This is a genomic window from Malikia sp., from assembly GCF_028687635.1.
GTDB lineage: Bacteria > Pseudomonadota > Gammaproteobacteria > Burkholderiales > Burkholderiaceae_C > Malikia.
In genome coordinates, this window is sequence record NZ_JAQTZS010000016.1 from 1 (window position 1) to 21,047 (window position 21,047).

At 64.8% G+C, this 21,047-nt stretch carries 15 protein-coding genes and 2 pseudogenes; 7 read left to right on the plus strand and 10 right to left on the minus strand.

Annotated elements, in window-relative coordinates; translation table 11 throughout:
* Positions 1–140 precede the first annotated feature (140 nt).
* A pseudogene (locus PHR85_RS10405) lies at positions 141–290 on the minus strand (transposase); the annotation flags it as partial.
* Positions 291–305: 15 nt separating this feature from the next.
* Here PHR85_RS10405 and PHR85_RS10410 point away from each other — a divergent pair.
* Positions 306–551 (plus strand): hypothetical protein, encoded by a 246-nt coding sequence (locus PHR85_RS10410; protein WP_300053959.1) that lies wholly within the window; start codon positions 306–308, stop codon positions 549–551.
* A 44-nt stretch (positions 552–595) separates the two neighbouring features.
* Here PHR85_RS10410 and PHR85_RS10415 read toward each other — a convergent pair whose 3' ends face one another.
* From PHR85_RS10415 to PHR85_RS10425, 3 genes are all read right to left on the minus strand, one after another.
* Positions 596–2,401: a hypothetical protein gene (locus PHR85_RS10415; RefSeq protein WP_300053961.1), complete on the minus strand. Its 1,806-nt coding sequence runs from the start codon at positions 2,399–2,401 to the stop codon at positions 596–598.
* Positions 2,402–2,492: 91 nt separating this feature from the next.
* Entirely contained in the window at positions 2,493–4,046 is a 1,554-nt protein-coding gene (locus PHR85_RS10420) for an ATP-binding protein (RefSeq protein ID WP_300053964.1), read from the minus strand.
* Positions 4,043–5,590, minus strand: a complete 1,548-nt coding sequence (locus PHR85_RS10425; protein WP_300053967.1) for an ATP-binding protein — start codon at positions 5,588–5,590, stop codon at positions 4,043–4,045. The genes PHR85_RS10420 and PHR85_RS10425 overlap by 4 nt, the downstream gene beginning before the upstream one ends.
* 270 nt (positions 5,591–5,860) lie before the next feature.
* Between PHR85_RS10425 and PHR85_RS10430 the strand changes: the two are divergent.
* A pseudogene (locus PHR85_RS10430) lies at positions 5,861–5,920 on the plus strand (zinc ribbon domain-containing protein); the annotation flags it as partial.
* Between the two features lie 80 nt (positions 5,921–6,000).
* On the opposite strand, the gene PHR85_RS10435 reads toward PHR85_RS10430, so the two are convergent.
* The 4 genes from PHR85_RS10435 to PHR85_RS10450 all read right to left on the minus strand — a co-directional run bounded on the left by PHR85_RS10435 (position 6,001) and on the right by PHR85_RS10450 (position 11,907).
* On the minus strand, positions 6,001–6,675 hold the full coding sequence (locus PHR85_RS10435) for a hypothetical protein (RefSeq protein ID WP_300053969.1): 675 nt from the start codon (positions 6,673–6,675) through the stop codon (positions 6,001–6,003).
* Positions 6,676–6,822: 147 nt separating this feature from the next.
* Positions 6,823–8,385, minus strand: a complete 1,563-nt coding sequence (locus PHR85_RS10440; protein WP_300053972.1) for an ATP-binding protein — start codon at positions 8,383–8,385, stop codon at positions 6,823–6,825.
* Between the two features lie 43 nt (positions 8,386–8,428).
* On the minus strand, positions 8,429–9,769 hold the full coding sequence (locus PHR85_RS10445) for an HlyD family type I secretion periplasmic adaptor subunit (RefSeq protein ID WP_300053975.1): 1,341 nt from the start codon (positions 9,767–9,769) through the stop codon (positions 8,429–8,431).
* Positions 9,766–11,907 carry a peptidase domain-containing ABC transporter gene (locus PHR85_RS10450; RefSeq protein ID WP_300053978.1) on the minus strand — a complete coding sequence of 714 codons (2,142 nt, stop codon included), beginning with the start codon at positions 11,905–11,907 and terminating at the stop codon, positions 9,766–9,768. Before PHR85_RS10450 ends, PHR85_RS10445 begins: the two co-directional genes overlap by 4 nt.
* A gap of 252 nt (positions 11,908–12,159) precedes the next feature.
* Between PHR85_RS10450 and metH the strand changes: the two genes are divergently transcribed.
* Positions 12,160–14,907: a methionine synthase gene (gene metH / locus PHR85_RS10455; protein WP_300053981.1), complete on the plus strand. Its 2,748-nt coding sequence runs from the start codon at positions 12,160–12,162 to the stop codon at positions 14,905–14,907.
* 1 nt (position 14,908) lies between these two features.
* Here metH and PHR85_RS10460 read toward each other — a convergent pair whose 3' ends face one another.
* Positions 14,909–16,456: a YifB family Mg chelatase-like AAA ATPase gene (locus PHR85_RS10460; RefSeq protein WP_300053984.1), complete on the minus strand. Its 1,548-nt coding sequence runs from the start codon at positions 16,454–16,456 to the stop codon at positions 14,909–14,911.
* A 210-nt stretch (positions 16,457–16,666) separates the two neighbouring features.
* On the opposite strand from PHR85_RS10460, the gene PHR85_RS10465 reads away from it, so the two are divergent.
* The 3 genes from PHR85_RS10465 to PHR85_RS10475 all read left to right on the plus strand — a co-directional run bounded on the left by PHR85_RS10465 (position 16,667) and on the right by PHR85_RS10475 (position 18,892).
* Positions 16,667–17,005 (plus strand): P-II family nitrogen regulator, encoded by a 339-nt coding sequence (locus tag PHR85_RS10465; protein WP_300053987.1) that lies wholly within the window; start codon positions 16,667–16,669, stop codon positions 17,003–17,005.
* Positions 17,006–17,031: 26 nt separating this feature from the next.
* A complete protein-coding gene (locus PHR85_RS10470) occupies positions 17,032–18,498 on the plus strand; it encodes an ammonium transporter (protein WP_300053989.1) in 1,467 nt (488 codons plus the stop codon).
* 70 nt (positions 18,499–18,568) lie between these two features.
* Positions 18,569–18,892, plus strand: coding sequence for a DUF1840 domain-containing protein (locus PHR85_RS10475; protein WP_300053992.1), 324 nt, complete (start codon positions 18,569–18,571; stop codon positions 18,890–18,892).
* A gap of 3 nt (positions 18,893–18,895) precedes the next feature.
* On the opposite strand, the gene PHR85_RS10480 is transcribed toward PHR85_RS10475, so the two are convergent.
* Positions 18,896–19,876, minus strand: a complete 981-nt coding sequence (locus PHR85_RS10480; RefSeq protein ID WP_300053995.1) for a tripartite tricarboxylate transporter substrate-binding protein — start codon at positions 19,874–19,876, stop codon at positions 18,896–18,898.
* Between the two features lie 167 nt (positions 19,877–20,043).
* Between PHR85_RS10480 and PHR85_RS10485 the strand changes: the two genes are divergently transcribed.
* Positions 20,044–21,030 carry a pseudouridine synthase gene (locus tag PHR85_RS10485; RefSeq protein ID WP_300053997.1) on the plus strand — a complete coding sequence of 329 codons (987 nt, stop codon included), beginning with the start codon at positions 20,044–20,046 and terminating at the stop codon, positions 21,028–21,030.
* Positions 21,031–21,047 lie beyond the last annotated feature (17 nt).

A 21,047-nucleotide genomic window follows, 5' to 3' on the forward strand; every position in this document is an offset into this window, starting at 1 on the left:
GGCTGATGAAGCACCGCTGGATGGAGGTCAAGCGCCGGACCAAGGAGGAACTGGAGCGAGCCGTTGAACACGTGTTCGAGCACTTTGGCAGTCAATTCAAAATGGAGTTCTGACTCGATTAACTTCTACTGGCTAACTTACGCTGCGACCGTCTCGCTCCAGGTCTGGCACGCATTGGGGATGCTCGCGCCGGGTTTCTGGGGCAATCGTTCGGCCAGCAGCACCGCCCTGCGGTTGAGCCGCGCATCCCCCAGCTCCAAGGTCTTGAATTCTTCCGCCGCCCAGCTCACACCCACGCTCCTGTCATGACAAACCCGTCATCCTACGAGATGTGTATAACGGGATGGTTTTACCTGCCACCCTACGCGCCGCAGAGCAACCCGGACGAGTACCTCAACCGCGACTTCAAGACGCAGTTGCCCACCGCTGACCGCTGCACAACGTCCAGCGGATTGTTGAAAAAGGCTGCTGCCTTCATGCAATTTTTGGTCAATAGCCCGGAACGAGTGAAGTCTTACTTCCAGCATGATTCAGTGATTTATGCCGCATGATCGGGTTGATGGTTGCCGCCTAAATAGTAAATTTATGAAAATCATCACGACTTGCGCGATACGCTACGTGCAAGGGCGGCGTCTACTTCGCTCATGAAGTGCGTATACCAGGGGCTGCTCACAGACACTCCCTCTACCCTGGTTTCTTGGACACCGATCAGGAAAAGCAATCTGTCTATCTCTAGGGGTGAGGTGCGCGCAGCAACTGCCCATTCGTGAACATCGGCGACCACCTGCAATTCCAGGCTGTCGGCCCTCAATAAATTTTGGTAACGACCTTGGAAGTTTTCGCGTGGATCGCTCAGGAACGTCATGAGCGCCTGGCTCTGCTTGAGTCCACGCAGGTCATGCGTGGTATATCTGCCCGTGATGTAGGCCATCAGTCTGGAGACATGAAGGTCTGGCTTTACGAACCACCCAGCCAAATGTTGGGCAGTTTCAGCAGGAGACAAACACACGGTCTGCAGACCGGGTACCTGGGAGTCCTTGACAAAGTTCGCCGCAGTCGCGATGCCCATCCAGGGCAGGCGGTCCAGATCGCGGAGGCAATCGAACACCTGCTGGCTCGGAGCCACGTTCGTTTGAGTCAGGAAAACCTGGTGCATGGTCGCGGCACACCCCTGATGATGTTCCTGTAGCCACTCCCAGAATTTCAAGACGCTGCGCAGTAAACCGATCATCAATGGGCGATGGGGCGGGCTGTTGTCGGCGATCTGGGCGATATCCAGAGCGAAATTGCCTCCAAGCACCAGGTCCTGCGACAGACTACGGCATTGCTTGGCAAGTTCGGGTAGATCCGGTACAGCCTGCAGCGTGTTACCGTCACCAAGTCGCTGGCGAATTACTCGGCCGATCATTTCGCCGAACGCTTCCGGGTTGGGCTTGACGCCACCGGCATTGGTCAGGCTGGCCGCGTAGACGTGGAACAGATCGGCTGTGTTCTGGTGGGGGGACTTCGCGCCAGCGTAGCCAGTGGACATAATCCATTTATTCAGTCTGGCTTGGTCGAAGGTGTCGATGACCTGTCGCACTCGGGCGATGGCAAGGTCACGCAGCACTTGCAGCATCGAATCGGCGCTTGAAGGTCGCCTCATGACGCTCGGTACTGCGATGGGTGTTTGAATATCCGGCTGCTGGTTTAGAGCATTTTCATTACTGTGCCCATCGCCATTGCCGCTGATCTCGTCTAGGAGGCGCGGATAGATTACCGAGAAACCTTCCGGTTCATCAAGGTCGATTTTGGTTAGGGTTGTGACCCTAGGTATTATTTCATCTAGAGCCTCGAATTTTAGGGCAATACGCTGAAGAAAATTGACGAGGGGATGTTTGCCGGACAGCGGGTGAAGACCATCGTTCTGATTCGGGAGGTCCACGGGGATCTTGTAGCGCAATTGATCAGAAGATCGCCACTCGGTCCAGCACTTATCAGGTAATCCTTGTTCCCGTACGTCTGCTTTGGCTGCCCAGACATACAACTGTTTTTCGATGATGCACAGTCCGAAACGGGGTTGACTGATGACCATGACCATTCGGCGATCCGGAATGTCTTCCGGAAAACGCTTCCGCCACTTGGCACGCGACTGTAGACGGCCGCGTCCGACGACGAGAAAGGGTAGAGCTGTGCCGTTCCACCCGGGCGAGGAGTGGTCACCAGCGGGTACGATTTCCGCGATGCGGGCGATCACGTGCCGAGCAATCCGGGTATCGACACCACTCTCCTTCAATTGCGCGCGCATCCGGGCTGAGCAGTAGTGCGTCAGGAACCATTCATCCGCCGCAGCTTCTTGTCCTTCGACTAGGCTATTAAAGTTGTCAAAGAAATGTTTGCGTTCAGCGTTTTCCCATGTCATCCTGGATTTCCTTTTCGGTTTTTCTCGTTTTACCGGCTGCAACAGGCCTTGGATTGAGCATCGGATCTGAATCCGCCCATGTTCAGGCTTGTTACCGATTCATGGTTTCGACCTCGAAGCCTACCACGCTGCGCTGCTCGCGGCTGAACTCGACCCCGATCAGGTGGATCGGCTCGCCGCGCGCGCGGTACTTGTCGGCGTAGCCCCGGTCCTTGATCTGTTGCAGGGCTTTGCCTTGTGGCACCAGTTCCACCACCTTGAACTCGAACAGGTAGATGTTCTGGTTGAATAGCACCGTCATGTCGATGCGGCCATGGTTCGTGACGTCTTCCAGCCGGATCTCCAGGCCCAGCGCGGCGAAGTGGCTGTAGAACACGCTCGCGTAGTAGCCCTCGTACTGGGCGATGGGGTTGCTGCGGTACCAGTCGTTCGGGATGCTGGCGAAGAAGGCGGTGAACAAGGCTCGCAGGCCGGCGAAGTCATTCGCCAGCAGCAGCCGATATAGGCGCCCGCTCTGGCGCGCCGTCTCGGTCGAGCGGGCGGTGAGCGCCTGCAGCAGCACACCGTTGAGGCTGGCCTCGACCTCCTGGTTCGGGTACTTGAGCGTGTACTCGGTGCGCGCGCCCATCTTGAACTGGCTGTCTATCGTCAGATAGCCGCTCTGGAACAGCAAGGCCTCGCTGCTGATCTCATCGACGTCGAAGGTCGACAGCAGGCTGTCCATCGTCACCCACTGCCCCAGCTCGGGTGTGAAGGTCTGGCGCTGCGTCAGCAGATCGACCAGGAAGGTCGGCGTGCCGGTCTCGAACCAGTAGGGCCTGAACTCGCGCATGTCGAACAGCAGCAGCAGGTCGAACGGGTTATAGACGCTGGTGCCGGTCCAGTTGTAGCCGTTGTACCAGCGCCGGATCTCGTCGCGGTCGAGTCCTGGCAGCTCTGGCGCGAACACGGTGTCGACATCCTCGTCGGTGTAGCCGCAGATGGCGGAGTAGCGCGCATCGACCGTGATGTCCTTGAGGTTGTTGAGCCCCGAGAACAGCGAGACCTTGCTGAATTTCGATACGCCCGTGAGCAGCGCGAACTTGATGTGCGCGTCCTCGTCCTTGAGCACCGAATATAGGTTGCGCAGAGCGTCACGCATCTGGCGCGCCACCTCGGGCACGGTGATGTTGTCGAGGATGGGTTTGTCGTATTCGTCGATCAGCACCACGACGCGCTGGCCGCTGGCAGCCTGCGCGCGACGGATTAGCTGCGAAAACAGATCCGCCATGTTCTGCTGCTGTGGCGGTTCGAGTCCCAGGCGCTCATGGCTTTCCTGCAACAGCAGCTGGATACGTTGTCCCAGCTCGGCACGGCTGCGCAACACACCCCGGCCAAAGCTGATCCGGATCACCGGGTAGGTTTGGGACCAGTCCCAGTGTCGTTCGGCGTGCAGCCCCTGGAATAGTTCACGCTGGCCTTCGAACAGCTCGGCCATGGTGTCGAGCAGCAGGCTCTTGCCGAAGCGCCTGGGTCGGCTCAGGAAGTAGTACTTGCCCTCGTCGATCAGGCGCAGGATATGCGGCGTCTTGTCGACGTAGTAGTGGCCTTCCTGCCGGATCTCGGCGAAGGTCTGGATGCCGATCGGCAGCTTCTTGCGTTTCATGTAGTCTCCACCTCGAAGCCGACGACGCTGCGAGCTTCCTTGCTGAATTCCACCCCGATCAGGTGGATCGGCTCGCCGCGCGCGCGGTACTTTTCGGCATAGCTCCGGTCCTTGATCTGTTGCAGGGCTTTGCCTTGTGGCACCAGTTCCACCACCTTGAACTCGAACAGGTAGATGTTCTGGTTGAACAGCACCGTCATGTCGATGCGGCCATGGTTCGTGACGTCTTCGAGCCGGATCTCCAGCCCCAGCGCGGCGAAGTGGCTGTAGAAGACGCTGGCGTAGTAGCCCTCGTACTGGGCAATCGGGTTGCTGCGGTACCAGTCGTTCGGGATGCTGGCGAACAGCGCCGTGAACAGGGCTTGCAGGCCGGTGAAGTCGTTGCGCTTGAGGCATTGCAGCAACTGCAGCCGCTGCGTCAAGCCCTGCGAGCCTGGCAAGCCTAGGCGTGGCAGCAGCGCCTTGTTCAGGCTGCTGCGGACTTCCCGGTTGGGGTAGCCCAGCGTATAGACCCATTCACCCGGCAGGACTTCCTCCGCGCCGTGCAAGGTCAGGTAGCCGGCCTGGAACAGCAAGGCGTCGGTCTCGATGTGATCGACATCGAAGCTCGACAGCAACTCCAGGTCCGTGACATGCCTGTCGAGAGCGGGCGTGAAGGTCTGGCGCTCGGTCAGCAGGTCGACCAGGAAGGTCGGCGTGCCGGTCTCGAACCAGTAGGGTTTGAACTGGCGCTCCTGAAACAACAGCAGCAGATCGAACGGGTTGTAGACACTGGTGCCGGTCCAGTTGTAGCCGTTGTACCAGCGCCGGATCTCGTCGCGGTCGAGACCTGGCAACTCGGGCGCGAATACCTGGTCCACATCCTCGTCGGTGTAGCCGCAGATGGCCGAGTAATCTGCCGACACCGTGATGTCGCGCAGGTTGTTGAGCCCCGAGAACAGCGAGACCTTGCTGAACTTGCTCACGCCCGTGAGCAGCGCGAACTTGATGTGCGCATCCTGTCCTTTGAGCACCGAATACAGGTTGCGCAGCCCCTCGCGCATCTGGCGCGCCACCTCGGGCTCGGTGATGTTGTCCAGGATCGGCTTGTCGTATTCGTCGATCAGCACCACGGCGCGCTGGCCGCTGCGTTCGTGCAGCTGCTGAATCAGTTCGGCGAACCAGCCCGAGATGCTGGTGTTGTGGCACAAGATGCCGTGGCGTTGTTGCTGCGCGCGCAGCAGCTCGCGCATCTTCTCGTCCAGTGCCTGCTGACTGTGCAGGACCCCATCCGAGAAGCTGATTCGGATCACCGGGTAGGTTTGGGACCAGTCCCAGTGCGTATCAGCATGCAGCTCTTGGAACAGTTCACGCCGGCCCTCGAACAGCTCGGCCATGGTGTCGAGCAGCAGGCTCTTGCCGAAGCGCCGCGGACGACTCAGGAAATAGTACTTGCCTTCGTCGATTAGGCGCAGGATATAGGGCGTCTTGTCGACGTAATAGTGGCCTTCCTGCCGGATCTCGGCGAAGGTCTGTATGCCGATCGGCAGCTTCTTGTGCTTCATGGGGTTTGCGTTTTGTGACTCTCTTGGCGCGAATGATGCACGCACGTCGGCAAGTGTGTCCCCGGGCAACATGAACACGCCCTAGCCTAGGCGCACCAGCCATCCTGTGCGGGCCAGTCGGGCAGAGCGATTCGCTGTGACTCCGTGCGCCTTGAACCAGCAAGTGCTCAAGGGGGCACCTCGGGGAATAGTCGCGAGCAGCTCCTTGAATGAAATATTTTCTGAAGTGTGCAAAATGCTTATACTATACCGAGAAAATCATTTCGTACAGTGCGCGACTGGGCCTGTCCGGCCTGTGGCGTTGTCCACGACCGCGACGTGAACGCGGCAGTGAATCTCGGGAACATGGCGGTGAGTTCCGCCGTCTCAGCTTGTGGAGATGAAGGCGCTGGCCGTCGGTGCAAGACAGCTCAAGCCGCACTCCCCCCGGCGTCACTACGGGCGGCCTGCACGACCGCTTGCGGATCGGTGGTCAGCAGGTCGACGGGGCGCGCGCTGTCTGGCAGCGTGCCGTTGTTCGAGGTGAACCACAGCGCCAGCTTCCAGGGCGTCTTGTGCCCACCGAAGGCTTCCAGCACTTCCTGCACTACCTTGATCGGTTTGCCTGCCTCGAACTGGAAGGCGGGATAGACGTCGCGCTCGCGGGCCACCTTGTCCGGGTGCGGCACGGCGAACACCTGGTGGCGCTTGCGCCAGTTGTCGGCCAGGGCCGCGCGGTTGCTCGCCTGCGATCCGTTGGCGTCGGCCAGTTGCTCGGCGGTGAAGTAGCCGAACTCGTTGAGGATGCGGACATGGCGGTGCGCGAGCCTCTGCGCCATCTCCAATTCGACGGCGCTGGGCGCGAGCATGCGTGCGGCCATGAAGTCGACCATTTCCTCCAGGCGGCGCTCACGCACCTTGGCGATCTTCTCGGCCAGCAGGTGATCCAGCAGCGTTAGCGAGGCCAGCAGCGTGGTGTATGCGGTCTCATCAATCACCTCGATCACAAAGGACCGCCCGGAACGCGACCGGCGTCCCCGCTCGTCGCGGTAGGGCTGTACGGTGAACACGTCGCCCTGCAGCATGAGAGATGCGGCTTTGACCATGGCATGAACTCCAATCAATATTCTGATGTAATCTTACATCATGAGGTCAAAAAGTTCATTGCTGCAGAGCCCAGTCGGCGCATGGATGCATGCTGCCTCCTGCAGGCAGCAGTTATCATTCTGGACGGCTGGGAGCCGCCAGCACCGTCAATGTTGAAGCTGTTCCGTTTCCACTTCAAACCCCACCACGCTACGCTGCTCGCGGCTGAACTCCACCCCGATCAGATGGATCGGCTCGCCGCGCGCGCGGTACTTGTCGGCGTAGCCCCGGTCCTTGATCTGCTGCAGCGCCCGCCCCTCGGGCACCAGCTCGACCACCTTGAACTCGAACAGGTAGATGTTCTGGTTGAACAGCACCGTCATGTCGATGCGGCCATGGTTCGTGACGTCTTCCAGCCGGATCTCCAGCCCCAGCGCGGCGAAGTGGCTGTAGAAGACGCTGGCGTAGTAGCCCTCGTACTGGGCGATCGGGTTGCTGCGGTACCAGTCGTTCGGGATGCTGGCGAAGAAGGCCGTGAACAAGGCTTGCAGACCTGCGAAGTCGTTGGCCAGCAGCAGGCGGTAGAGCTGCCCGCTTTGGCGTCCCGGCTGCGACAGATTTCCCGTCAGGCCTTGCAGCAGCGCGCCGTTCAGGCTGGACTCGACCTCCAGGTTCGGGTACTTGAGCGTGTACTCGGTGCGCGCGCCCATCTTGAACTGGCTGGCAATCGTCAGGTAGCCCGACTGGAACATCAGCGCCTCGGTCGAGATCTGCTCGACGTCGAATGACGATAACAGCGACTCCATCGCGACCAGCTGCCCGAGCTCAGGGGTGAAAGCTTGCCGCTGCGTCAGCAGATCGACCAGGAAGGTCGGCGTGCCGGTCTCGAACCAGTAGGGCTTGAACTGCCGCTCCTGAAACAGCAGCAGCAAATCGAAAGGGTTGTAGACGCTGGTGCCCGTCCAGTTGTAGCCGTTGTACCAGCGCCGGATCTCGTCGCGGTCGAGACCTGGTAGCTCGGGTGCGAACACCTGATCCACGTCCTCGTCGGTGTAGCCGCAGATGGCCGAATAAGCCGCCGAAACCGTGATGTCGCGCAGGTTGTTGAGCCCCGAGAACAGCGATACCTTGCTGAACTTGCTCACGCCGGTCAGCATCGCGAACTTGATATGCGCGTCCTCGTCCTTGATGACCGAGTAGAGGTTACGCAAGCCGTCGCGCATCTCGCGCGCTATTGCCGGCTCGGTGATGTTGTCCAGGATCGGCTTGTCGTATTCATCGACCAGGACCACCACGCGCTGGCCCGCGCCCGCATGAGCGCCGCGGATGAGCTGTGCGAACAAGCCCGAGATGTCCTGTGCCCCGGGCATCTCCAGTCCCAATCGCACATAGTTGTCTTGCAGCAGCAGCCTGATGCGTTGTTCCAGCTCGGCGCGACTGTGCTGTACTCCCTTGCCGAAGCTGATGCGAATGACCGGATAAATCCTGGACCAGTCCCAGTGTTGCTCGGCATGGAGTCCCGTGAACAAGACACGGTTGCCCTCGAACAGTTCGGCGATGGTGTCGAGCAGCAGGCTCTTGCCGAAGCGCCTGGGTCGGCTCAGGAAGTAGTGCGAGCCCTCGTCGACCAGGCGCAGGATCAGCGGCGTCTTGTCGACGTAGTAGCAGTTGTCTTCGCGGATCTTGGCGAAGGTCTGGATGCCGATCGGCAGTCTTTTGCGGGCACTCATATCGTGAGTCTGTCACAGCCTGCCGGTCGCTATGATGCGCGCATCACGGCTCCTGTGCCGCCTCGCTCAAGCCCCGCATGATCGGGTACATCACATAGGACATGACCGAGCGCTTGCCGACCACGATCTCGGCGCTCAGCGTCATGCCGGGGATCAGCGGGGCGTTGCGCGGCAGGTTGCGCAGTTCGTTCTGCTCCAGCTTGGCGCGTCCCAGGTAGTAGGGCGCGCCGGCCTGGCCGGCTTGCTGGGTGAAGGCGTCGCGGCCGAGCTTTTCCAGCTTGCCCTTGATCAGGCCGTGCTTCTGGAACGGGAAGGCGTCGATCTTCAGGCGCACCGGGTCGTCGAGCTTGACGTAGCCGACGTCCTGGGCCTCGATCTGCACCTCGGCCTCCAGCGTCTCGCCCAGCGGCACCAGCGTGACCAGTGGCTCGGCCTCGCGGATGATGGAGCCGGTCGAGCGCGCGGCGATTTCGAGCACCACGGCGTCGCTCGGTGCCACCAGCTCGATCAGGCGGCTGCGGCGTTCGGCCTTCTTGACCTGTTCGGCCACGCTGTCGCGCTCGCGCCGCACGGCCACCAGCTCCTCGGTCGACTTCTGGCGCCACTCGCGGCTGAAGCTGGCTTTCTCGGCTTCGGCCTCGGCCAGCTGGCGCTTGAGCTCGATGCTGCGGTTGCGCGCGTTGATGAGCTCGCGCTCGACTTCCTGGCGCCGCTCGCGGCTTTCCAGCAGCTTCATGTTGGACTGGAACTGCTGCTGCGTCAGCTTCTCGTTCATGCTCTCGATTTCGAGCAGCGACTTGACGCGGCCTTCCAGGCTCTGGATGTCATGCGTGTTCGTGGCCATGGCGGCCTTGTTGCGCTCGATGCTCTCGTTGAGGCGCAGCAGCCGGGCCTGGTAGCTGGCCAGCCGTTCGCCTTGCAATTGCGCTTGCAGTTGCTCGTCCCGGTTCCGGCCCTGTGATGCGGCGGCCTTGCCGGCCAGTTCCTGCTCGACGCGCTGTACCTCGGCGTCCAGGCTCTTGAGCCGGTCCTGGACCTGGGTCAGGTCGGCGGTGATGAAGGTCGGGTCGAGCACGGCCAGCACCTGGCCCTTCTTGACGATCTGGCCGGGCTGGACGTTGAGCGCGCTGATCTGCGCGGTCTCCAGCGGCTGCAGCACGATGTTGGGCTGGGCCGTGACCAGCTTGCCGCGCGCGGTGACGACCTGATCGACCTCGAACCAGCTGGCCCAGGCGATGGTGGTGGCGATCAGCCCGACCAGCAGGTAAAGCGTGGCCGACAGGCCGCCGGGCAGGGGTTTCTTCTCCAGCGCGTCGGCGTCGGGCAGGAAGTCGGTGCGCCAGCGGCCGGTCTTGCCGCGCGTGCGGGCGACTGCGGGTTTCAAAGGTGGCTGGTTTGCTGGTTCCATAGGTCGGTATAGGGCTCGCAGCGGCCCAGCAGGGCGCCGTGGGGGCCGGCATCATCCAGATGACCGCGCTCGAAGACGAAGATCTGGTCGGCATGGACCAGGGTGGACAGGCGGTGGCTGACGATGATGACCGTGCGGTCGGCCGCGATGCGACCGAGGTTGCGGATGAAGATGGCCTCGCTCTCGGGGTCGAGCGCGCTCGACGCTTCGTCGAGGATCAGGATGCGTGGCGAGGGCAGCAGGGCGCGCGCGATCGCCAGCCGCTGGCGCTGGCCGCCCGACAGGTTGCCGGCGTTTTCTTCCAGCAGGGTGTCGTAGCCCTGGGGCAGGCGCTCGATGAACTCGTCGGCACCGGCGGCCTGGGCGGCGGCCACGATCTGCTCGAAGCTGGCGTCGGGACGCGCCATCGCGATGTTCTCGCGCACGCTGCCGCGGAACATGAAGTTGTCCTGCAGCACCACGCCGATGCTGCGGCGCAGGTGGGCCAGGTCGATTTCGCGGATGTCGACGCCGTCGAAGCGCACCACGCCTTCCTGCACCGGGTACAGGCCCTGGATCAGGCGGGTGAAGGTGGTCTTGCCCGAGCCGCTGCGCCCGACCACGCCGACCACGGTGCCGGGCGCGATGTTGAGGTTGATGCGGTCGAGGGCGGTCGTGCTGGCGCCGGGGTAGCGGAAGGTGACGCCGTCGAGCGCGATCTGGCCCTTGAAGGCCGGGCGCAGGCCGCCCGAGGACTTGCGCTCGGGCGGGTGGTTCATGACCTCGCCGAGCATCTTGACCGACAGCGCGGTCTCCTGGTACTGGTGCACCAGGCCGACGATCTGCACCAGCGGGCCGACCACGCGATTCGACATCATCTGGAACGCGATCAGAGCGCCGACGGTCAGCTCCAGGCTGAAGACGTCGAGCGCGCCGATCGCGATCACGCTGACCATCATCAGCTTTTCCAGCAACTGGGTCACGGTGCTGGCGGCGATCGACATGCGGCCGACGCCGAAATGCATCTGGATGCTGGTGGCCGAGTACTGGTCCCAGAGCTTGCGCTGCTTGGGCTCGATCGCCAGCGACTTGACGGTGCGCATGCCGTGGATGGTCTCGACCAGCATCGACTGGCGCGTGCCCTCGGCGTTGTAGAGCGCCTGCAGTCTTGTGTTGAAGGGCTTGATCAGCAGCACCACGATCAGCGCCATCAGGCCTGAGAAGCCGAACACCACGGCCGCGAGCTTGCCGCTGTACGACACCAGCAGCGGGATGAACAGGATCAGGCCGATGGCGTCGAGCGCGGTGAAGAACAGCTGCCCGGTCAGGAAGCCGCGGATCGACTGCACCTGCTGCATGTGGCGCACGATGACGCCGGCGGTGTGGCTCTCGAAATACTCGATCGGCAGCGACAGCAGCTTGCCGAAGGTGCGCCGCGCCAGCCGGATGTCGATCACGTTGGTCGCGTGCAGCAGCAGGGTCTGGCGCATGAAGCCGAAGCCGGCCTCGAACAGCAGCAGGCCGACGATGGCCACCGTCAGCACGGTCAGGGTCGAGTAGCTCTCGTGCACCAGCACCTTGTCGATGATCAGCTGCGAGAAGATCGGCATCCCCATGCCGAGCAGCTGCAGCATGATGGCGGTGATGGCGATGTCGCGGAAGGCCTTGCGCTGGCGCAGGATCTCGGGGATGAACCAGCGCAGCCCGAACGGCTGGTTCTCGTCGAGCAGCTTGTGCTGGCGCTTGAGCAGCACCAGCTGGCCGGACCAGCTGGCCAGGAAGTCGGCCCGCTCGACCAGACCGATCTGGCCGCTGCCGGCCAGCGGGTCGAGCATGGCCAGTCTCGGGCCGTTGTCGCCCGCCTGCACGCCCGCGATGATGACCGAGCTGCCGTCGTGCCGGCGCGCCAGCAGCGGAAAGACGTCCTTGAGCTCGACCAGCTCAGCCCAGCTGGAGTCGACCCGCTGCGCCTTGAAGCCCAGCTCGGCGGCCATGCGCAGCAGCAGCTTGTCGTCGGGTTCGCTGGCGTCGAGCGCGTATTCATGCACCAGCCGCTCGGGCAGTGCCTGGACGCCGTGGTGCTGGGCGATCGCGGTCAGGCATTGGAGGGTGGAGTGGCGGTACTCAGGGGTCATGCCGAAATCTGGACTCGGGTTCTGGGTCGATTGCCGGGGGCAGGGCGAGGCACCAACCTGAAAGGATTTGGTCAGGCTGGAGTGGGCTCGAATAAAATTGCACGTTCCCAAGAAGCGCTGCAGCGTCCGATTATCTCTGTTCCCGCAAGGGGGCAATCGCGACGTCAGGCTTGGGTCTTCCTGTCCTTAACGGCGCTTGCCGGATTTTCATTAGCCTTCCAGGTGAGTGCAGTGCCCCATCTCAATTCTTCCGTGAACGAATCCAAGCTGGCCGCCGCCGCGGCTGTTCCTCTTGTCCCGCCCATGCTGCTGTCCGGTCTTGAGCCGCTCGTGATCGGCGAGGACAGCCTGTTCGTCAATATCGGCGAGCGCACCAACGTCACCGGGTCGAAGGCGTTCGCGCGCATGATCCTCAACGGCCAGTACGAGGAGGCGCTGGTCGTCGCGCGCCAGCAGGTCGAGAACGGCGCCCAGATCGTCGACGTCAACATGGACGAGGCCATGCTCGACAGCCAGGCCGCGATGGTGCGCTTCCTCAACCTGATGGCGAGCGAGCCCGACATCGCCCGCGTGCCGGTGATGATCGACAGCTCCAAGTGGAGCGTGATCGAGGCTGGCCTGCGCTGCGTGCAGGGCAAGGGCGTGGTCAACTCGATCAGCATGAAGGAGGGCGTGGCGGAGTTCAAGCGCCAGGCCGGGCTGATCCAGCGCTACGGCGCCGCCACCGTCGTGATGGCCTTCGATGAAAAAGGCCAGGCCGACACCTACCAGCGCAAGGTCGAGATCTGCGAGCGCGCCTATCGCATCCTGGTCGACGAGGTCGGTTTCCCGCCCGAGGACATCATCTTCGACCCCAACATCTTCGCGATCGCCACCGGCATCGAGGAGCATGACAACTACGCGGTCGATTTCATCAACGCCACCCGCTGGATCAAGCAGAACCTGCCGGGCGCCAAGGTCTCGGGTGGCGTGTCCAACGTCTCGTTCAGTTTCCGTGGCAACGAGCCGGTGCGCGAGGCCATCCACACCGTGTTCCTGTATCACGCGATCCAGGCCGGCATGGACATGGGCATCGTCAACGCCGGCATGGTCGGCGTCTACGACGAGCTCGACGCCGAGCTGCGCGAGCGGGTCGAGGACGTGGTGCTGAACCGGCGCCCGGACTCGACCGAGCGCCTGCTCGAGATCGCCGAGAGCGTCAAGGGCGCGGCCAAGGACGACAGCGCCAAGTACGCCTGGCGCGCGCTGCCGGTGCGCGAGCGCCTCAAGCACGCGCTGGTGCATGGCCAGAACGAGTTCATCACCGAGGACACCGAGGAGGTGTGGCGGGCGCTCAAGGCCGACGGTGGCCGTCCGCTGCATGTGATCGAAGGCCCGCTGATGGACGGCATGAACGTGGTCGGCGACCTGTTCGGCCAGGGCAAGATGTTCCTGCCCCAGGTGGTCAAGTCGGCCCGCGTCATGAAGCAGGCCGTGGCCCACCTCGTGCCCTATATCGAGGAAGAAAAGCTGCGCCTGCAGGCCGCTGGCGGCGACGTCAAGTCCAAGGGCAAGATCGTGATCGCGACCGTCAAGGGCGATGTGCACGACATCGGCAAGAACATCGTGACCGTCGTCCTGCAGTGCAACAACTTCGACGTCGTCAACATGGGCGTGATGGTGCCCTGCCACGAGATCCTGGCCAAGGCCAAGGAGGTCAATGCCGACATCGTCGGCCTGTCGGGCCTGATCACGCCCAGCCTGGAGGAGATGCAATATGTCGCCGCCGAGATGGAGAAGGACCCCTGGTTCCGCGAGCGCGGCATCCCGCTGCTGATCGGCGGCGCCACCTGTTCGCGCGTGCACACCGCGGTCAAGATCGCGCCGAACTACAGCGGTCCGGTGGTCTACGTGCCCGACGCCTCGCGCAGCGTGGCGGTGGCGCAGGGCCTGCTGGGCGAGCAGAAGGCCGGCTACCTGGCCGAGCTCGCCGCCGACTACGAGCAGGTGCGCCGTCAGCACGCGAACAAGAAGCAGACCCCGCTGTGGCCCTTGGCCAAGGCGCGCGCCAACGCGACGCCTATCCGCTGGGACGACTACGCGCCGGTGGCGCCCAAGTTCACCGGCCGGCGCCTGTTCAAGAACTTCGACCTGGCGGAGCTGGCCCAGTACATCGACTGGGCGCCGTTCTTCCAGACCTGGGATCTGGCCGGGCCTTATCCCGCCATCCTGGACGACGAGATCGTGGGCGAGCAAGCGCGCAAGGTCTTCGCCGACGCCCAGGCCATGCTGAAGAAGATCGTCGAGGGCCGCTGGCTGAGCGCCAACGCGGTGCTGGGCCTGTACCCGGCCAACGCGGTCGGCGACGACATCGAGCTCTATGCCGACGAGGGTCGCAGCCAGGTCGCGCTGACCTGGCACGGCATGCGCCAGCAGACCGAGAAGCAGGAAATCGACGGTGTCATGCGCCCGAGCCGCTGCCTGTCCGACTTCGTCGCGCCCAAGGGCAGCGGCGTGGCCGATTACGTGGGGCTGTTCGCGGTCACGGCCGGCATCGGGGCCGACAAGCGGGCCGAGGCCTTCGAGGCGGCGCAGGACGACTACAGTTCGATCATGCTCAAGGCGCTGGCCGACCGCCTGGCCGAGGCCTTCGCCGAATGCCTGCACCAGCGCGTGCGCACCGACCTCTGGGGTTACGCGCCGCACGAGGCCCTGAGCCGCGAGCAGCTGATCGCCGAGCAGTACCAGGGCATCCGCCCGGCGCCTGGCTACCCGGCCTGCCCGGACCACTCGGTCAAGCGCGCGATGTTCGAGCTGCTGCATTGCGAGGACATCGGCATGGGCCTGACCGACAGCCTGGCGATGACGCCGGCGGCCAGCGTCAGCGGCTTCTACCTGGCGCACCCCGACAGCTGCTACTTCAACGTCGGCAAGATCGGCCGCGACCAGCTGGCCGACATGGCGGCGCGCCGTGGCCTGCCGGAAGCCGAGCTCGAGCGGCTGCTGGCGTCGAACCTCTGATTCAGCTGCCGCCGACCAGCCCGCGCCGGTACTGCATCGCCTCGGCCAGATGCGGCACTTCGATCGAATCCGCCTGGGCCAGGTCGGCGATGGTGCGCGCCACCCGCAGCGCGCGGTGGGTGGCGCGGCCCGACCAGCCGAGCCGGGTCGCGGCCTTTTCCAGCCATTGCAGCGCCTGGCTGTCGAGCCTGGCGTGGCGTTCCAGTGCGTCGCCGGCCAGCCACTGGTTGGCCTGGCCCTGGCGGGACTCGGCGCGCTGGCGCGCTGCCAGCACGCGCTGTCGCACCTGCGCGCTCGCTTCGCCCGGGGCCGCGCCCAGCAGGTCCTGCGCCGGCAAGGCCGGTACCTCGACTTGCAGGTCGATGCGGTCGAGCAGCGGTCCGCTGAGCTTGCCCTGGTAGCGCGCGACCTGGTCCGGCGTGCAGCGGCAGGCCTTGATGCTTGAGCCCAGGTAGCCGCAGGGGCAGGGGTTCATGGCCGCCACCAGCTGGAAGCGGGCCGGGAACTCGGTTTGGCGCGCCGCGCGCGAGATGCGGATCGACCCTGATTCGAGCGGTTCGCGCAGGGCTTCCAGCGCGTTGCGGGGGAATTCGGGCAGCTCATCGAGGAACAAGATTCCATGGTGTGCGAGCGAAATTTCGCCCGGGCGTGGCGGTGAGCCACCACCCACCAGCGCGACCGCGCTGGCGCTGTGGTGCGGCGCACAGGTCGGCCGCCGACCCCATTGCTCGAAGCTGAAGCGGCCCGCGAGCGAGGCGACTGCAGCGGATTCCAGCGCCTCCTCGTCGTCCAGGGGCGGCAGCAGACCGGCCAGCCGCTGCGCCAGCATGGACTTGCCCGAGCCCGGCGAGCCAACCAGCAGCAGGCTGTGGCCGCCAGCGGCCGCGATCTCGAGCGCGCGCCTGGCGGCAGCCTGTCCCTTGACATCGGCCAGGTCGGGACCGGCATCCAGGGCCTGCGGGGTCCGGGCCTCGACCCGGTGCCAGCCGTCGTCGTCTGCCGCCGCCTCGGCCAGCGCGCTGCCGACGGGGGCGAACTGGCGCGCCACATCGAGCAGATGGCGCGCGCGCCAGACCTGTGCGCCCCTGGCCAGCGCGGCCTCCTCGGCGCTGTCGGGCGGCAGCACCAGCCGGGTGGCGGCGCCCGCACCTGCCTGGCGCAGCGCCAGCCCCATGGCCAGCGCACCGCGTATCGGACGCAGCTCGCCGCCGAGCGAGAGCTCGCCCGCGAACTCGTGCCCGGCCAGCCGGCTGGCATCGAGCTGTCCGCTGGCGGCCAGGATCCCGAGCGCGATCGGCAGGTCGAAGCGGCCCGAGTCCTTGGGCAGGTCGGCCGGCGCCAGGTTGACCGTGATGCGCTTGTTGCTCGGGAATTCGAGGCCGGCGTTCTGGATCGCCGAGCGCACCCGCTCGCGCGCCTCCTTGACCTCGGTGTCGGCCAGGCCGACCAGCGTGAAGCTGGGCAGTCCGTTGGCCAGATGGACCTCGACCTGCACCGGCCGGGCCTGCAGCCCCAGCAGGGTGCGACTCTGCACCAAAGCAAGACTCATGGTTGGCTTCCTCCCTGTCCGAACGGGCGCGCCTGGAATGCGGCCCCTGATTGGTGCACCAAAATGGTGAACATGGATCGAGACTGGCTTCATATTAGCCGGGCGCGAACGGTTATGGGGGGCTCCAGGCGGCAAGTGTTGGGGTGGACAGCTGGCACGCTCCATGCTTGTAAATGGCATCGCATCAACGCAATCCCAGAGAGGTCGCTCATGAAAATGGTTTCCGCCATCATCAAACCCTTCAAGCTCGACGAGGTGCGCGAGGCGCTGTCCCAGATCGGCGTGCAGGGCATCACCGTCACCGAGGTCAAGGGCTTCGGTCGCCAGAAGGGCCATACCGAGCTCTACCGTGGCGCCGAGTACGTGGTCGATTTCCTGCCCAAGGTCAAGGTCGAGGCCGCCGTGGACGATTCCCTGGTCGACCGGGTGATCGAGGCGATCGAGAGCGCCGCCCGCACCGGCAAGATCGGGGACGGCAAGATCTTCGTCTTTCCGGTCGAGCAGGTCGTGCGCATCCGTACCGGCGAGACTGGCGCCGAGGCGCTCTGATTCATTTCCCCCCAGGAGAGAACGACATGAACAAGAAGCTATTGAGCCTTGGACTCGCGCTGGCCACCACGGCCACGCTGGCGCAGGACGGCGGTGCGGCCGCGACAGCGGTGGCCCAGGTGGCCGACGTGGCGGCAGCCACGGCAGCGGCTGTCCCGGTGCCCAACAAGGGTGACACCGCCTGGATGATGGTCTCCACCCTGCTGGTGATCCTGATGACCGTGCCGGGGCTGGCGCTGTTCTACGGCGGCCTGGTGCGCGGCAAGAACATGCTCAGCGTCCTGATGCAGGTCATGGTGGTGTTCTCGCTCGCGGTCGTGCTGTGGTTCACCTATGGCTACAGCCTGGCCTTCACCGAGGGCAACAGCTTCATCGGCGGCCTCGACCGCCTGTTCATGAAGGGCATCTGGGACAACGCCACCGGCACCTTCGCCAACGCCGCTACCTTCAGCAAGGGCGTGGTGATTCCCGAGATCGTGTTCGCCGCCTTCCAGGCCACCTTCGCCGGCATCACCTGCGCGCTGATCGTCGGCGCCTTCGCCGAGCGCATGAAGTTCTCGGCCGTGCTGCTGTTCACCGCGATCTGGTTCACCTTCAGCTACCTGCCGGTCGCGCACATGGTCTGGTTCTGGATGGGTCCCGACGCCTACAGCTCGGCCGCCGTGGTCGACGAGATGACCGGCAAGGCCGGCCTGATCTGGCAGTGGGGCGCGCTCGACTTCGCGGGCGGCACCGTGGTGCACATCAACGCCGCCGTCGCGGGCCTGGTCGGCGCCTACATGGTGGGCAAGCGCATCGGCTATGGCCGTGAATCGATGGCGCCGCACAGCCTGACCCTGACCATGGTCGGCGCCTCGCTGCTGTGGGTGGGCTGGTTCGGCTTCAACGCCGGCTCGGCGCTGGAAGCCAATGGCTTCGCCGGCCTGGCCTTCATCAACACCTTCGCCGCCACCGCCGCCGCCGTGCTGGCCTGGTGCCTGGGCGAAGCGCTGATGCGTGGCAAGGCCTCGATGCTGGGCGCTGCATCGGGCGCCGTCGCCGGCCTGGTCGCGATCACCCCGGCCGCCGGCAACGTCGGCATCGGTGGCGCGCTGGTGATGGGTCTGCTGTCGGGCTTCGCCGGCCTGTGGGGCGTGCATGGCCTCAAGAAGCTGCTCGGCGCGGACGACTCGCTCGATGTCTTCGGCGTGCACGGTGTCTGCGGCATCCTGGGGGCGCTGCTGACCGGCGTCTTCAACAGCCCGGCCCTCGGCGGCCCTGGCTTCGTCGCCGACTGGTCGACCGCCACCATGGTCACCGCCGCCGATTACTCGATCGCCGCCCAGGTCTGGGTCCAGGCCAAGGCCGTGCTGCTGACCATCGTCTGGTCGGGCGTGGTCTCGGTGGTCGCCTACAAGGTCGTCGATCTGCTGGTCGGCCTGCGCGTCAGCGAGGAAGCCGAGCGCGAGGGTCTGGACATCAGCAGCCACGGCGAGAGCGCCTACAACCGCTGATCAGCGCCGGTTCACAGGGCATGACAACGGTGCCACAATGGTTTCAAACTCAACAGAGAAGGAGATGACCATGCTGTACCGTTTCAAGTCCAAGGCCGGCGGCGATGTGGTGATGCTGCAGCCCAACGGCAAGCAACTGCTCGAAATCCTGGGCAAGGACCCGGCGGGACCCGGCATCATCCTGCCCGAGCAGATGCCCGGCGCGCTCCAGACGCTGCGCGACGCCGTGTTCGAGGAGGAGGCCGAGCTCCAGCGCGAGATCCAGGAGGCGCTCGCGCGTGACGATGACACGCCCGACCCGGATCGCATCACCTTGCGCGTGCGCGTGACGCCCTTCATCGAACTGCTGCAGTACAGCATGCGCGAGAACACCCCGGTGACCTGGGGCGTCTGAGGATCAGTCGGCGTACTGGCCGGCCGCGTCGATCACGGTCTTGAGCTTGGCGATCTGGTCGGCCACGAAGGCCTTGTGCTCGGCCGGCTCGATCCGCTTGTCGGTCGCGACGATGGCGCCCAGCGCTTCCTGGCGCTTGATGAACTCGGGGTCCTTGAGCGCGACCTTGAGCGCATCGTTGATCTTCCTGGTGACGGCGGCCGGCGTGCCCTTGGGCGCGTAGAGGCCGTGCCAGATCGTCAGGTTGAAGTTCTTCAGCCCCATCTCGGACAGCGTCGGATAGTCTTTCAGCAGCTTGTGGCCGCTCAGCGGCTTGGCCGTGGTGACCGCGAAGGCCTTGACCCGACCGGACTCGATCTGGCTGGTGGTGTTGGTGGTCTGGTCGCACATCACGTCGACCTGGCCGCTCATCAGCGCGGTCATGGCTGGCGCCGTGCCGCCGAAGGGCACCGTGGTCATCGGGGTGTTGAGCTTCATCGCACTTTGCCACATCAGGCCGCACAGGTGCGAGGCCGAACCCAGGCCGGCATGCGCCAGGTTGAGCTTGCCGGCGTTGGCGCGGATGTAGTTCTCGAAGTCGCGGTAGGTGTTGGCCGGCAGCTGCGGCTTGCCGATCAGCGTCATCGGCACGTCGTTGACGATGCCCAGGTACTCGAAGTCCTCCAGCGGCTTGTAGGCCAGCTTGCGGTACAGCGCCGGGGTCGAGGCCATGCCGATATGCGTCAGCAGCAGGGTGTGGCCGTCGGGCGCGGCGCGCGCGACCTTGGCCGTGCCGATGGTGCTGCCGGCGCCAGCGGCGTTCTCGATCACGATGGTCGCGCCCAGCGGCTTGCGCAGCGCCTCGGCCAGATCGCGCGCGACGCGGTCGGTCGGACCGCCGGCCGCGAAGGGCACCACGATGCTCACGTTCTTGCTCGGGAAGTTCTGTGCCTGGGCGCTCAGGGTGGCGCTCAGTGCCAGGATGGCGAGGGCAATGGCTTTCATCTTGTCTCCTGTTGGGGGATCCGGGACGGGGGTCCCCGATCCTGCCGGATTCGAAGCCTGCTACCTGACGCCGAACTGACTGGGCTGGACGGCTGCGGGCGGTGCGGCAGCGGGCGACGGTGCGAGAATCTGGTCATTTCCGCACCAAGGCCCCGGCCCGTTCCGCCATGTCCAAGACCCTGTCCCTGCCCAAGCGTCCGCAGTCCGCCGCCGACCAACCGAAGTGGGAGGCGACCCGCAGCTCGCGTCCCGCGCCCAGCGGGCAGTCGACCGCGCGCCAGGCCCAGCCGCCGCGCAGCCCTCGGCCCCAGGGGCAGATGCCTGCTGCGGCGCGCCCGCCCAGGCCGGCGGCACGGCCCGACAGCCGCGATGCCAGCGAGCCGGTGCGCCTGAACAAGCGCCTGTCCGACCTCGGCCTGTGCTCGCGCCGCGAGGGCGACGAGTGGATCGAGCGTGGCTGGGTGCTGGTCAATGGTCGGGTCGCGCAGATGGGGCAGCAGGTCACCGCGCTTGACCAGATCGAGGTCGCGCCGCAGGCCACGGCCCAGCAGGGCGCCCGCGTCACCATCCTGCTGCACAAGCCGATCGGCTATGTCAGCGGCCTGCCCGAGGACGGCCACCAGAGCGCCGCCGTGCTGGTGCAGCCGCGCACGCGCTGGAAGGAGGATCGCGTGCCACGCCGCTTCGAGGCCGGCCACACGCGCGGGCTGGCGCCGGCCGGCCGGCTCGACATCGACTCGACCGGGCTGCTGATCCTGACCCAGGACGGCCGCGTGGCCAAGGCGCTGATCGGCGAGGATTCCGAGGTCGAGAAGGAATACCTGGTGCGCGTGCACTGGGCGCCCAACGGTCCCAAGGGCGTCGGCGTGGTGATGCAGGACCCACAGGCGGTGTTTCCGCCCGAGCGGCTGGCGCTGCTGCGCCACGGCCTGAGCCTGGACGGCCAGCCGCTGCGCCCGGCCCAGGTCGAGTGGCAGAACCCGGACCAGCTGCGCTTCGTGCTGAAGGAAGGCAAGAAGCGCCAGATCCGCCGCATGTGCGAGCAGGTCGGGCTGCATGTGGTGGGCCTCAAGCGGATCCGCATCGGCCGCGTCGTGCTGGGCAACCTGCCGCTGGGCGAATGGCGCTTCCTGGGCGAGAATGAAAGGTTCTGAGAATAAAAATTCATATA

Bases quoted from the DNA above. Each gene is read 5' to 3' on its own strand.
- PHR85_RS10410 (WP_300053959.1), top strand. From the start codon at position 306: ATGACAAACCCGTCATCCTACGAGATGTGTATAACGGGATGGTTTTAC.
- PHR85_RS10465 (WP_300053987.1), top strand. From the start codon at position 16,667: ATGAAAATGGTTTCCGCCATCATCAAACCCTTCAAGCTCGACGAGGTG.
- PHR85_RS10435 (WP_300053969.1), bottom strand. From the start codon at position 6,675: ATGGTCAAAGCCGCATCTCTCATGCTGCAGGGCGACGTGTTCACCGTA.
- PHR85_RS10425 (WP_300053967.1), bottom strand. From the start codon at position 5,590: ATGAAGCACAAGAAGCTGCCGATCGGCATACAGACCTTCGCCGAGATC.
- PHR85_RS10420 (WP_300053964.1), bottom strand. From the start codon at position 4,046: ATGAAACGCAAGAAGCTGCCGATCGGCATCCAGACCTTCGCCGAGATC.
- PHR85_RS10470 (WP_300053989.1), top strand. From the start codon at position 17,032: ATGAACAAGAAGCTATTGAGCCTTGGACTCGCGCTGGCCACCACGGCC.
- PHR85_RS10440 (WP_300053972.1), bottom strand. From the start codon at position 8,385: ATGAGTGCCCGCAAAAGACTGCCGATCGGCATCCAGACCTTCGCCAAG.
- PHR85_RS10460 (WP_300053984.1), bottom strand. From the start codon at position 16,456: ATGAGTCTTGCTTTGGTGCAGAGTCGCACCCTGCTGGGGCTGCAGGCC.
- PHR85_RS10485 (WP_300053997.1), top strand. From the start codon at position 20,044: ATGTCCAAGACCCTGTCCCTGCCCAAGCGTCCGCAGTCCGCCGCCGAC.
- PHR85_RS10415 (WP_300053961.1), bottom strand. From the start codon at position 2,401: ATGACATGGGAAAACGCTGAACGCAAACATTTCTTTGACAACTTTAAT.
- PHR85_RS10450 (WP_300053978.1), bottom strand. From the start codon at position 11,907: ATGACCCCTGAGTACCGCCACTCCACCCTCCAATGCCTGACCGCGATC.
- PHR85_RS10480 (WP_300053995.1), bottom strand. From the start codon at position 19,876: ATGAAAGCCATTGCCCTCGCCATCCTGGCACTGAGCGCCACCCTGAGC.
- PHR85_RS10475 (WP_300053992.1), top strand. From the start codon at position 18,569: ATGCTGTACCGTTTCAAGTCCAAGGCCGGCGGCGATGTGGTGATGCTG.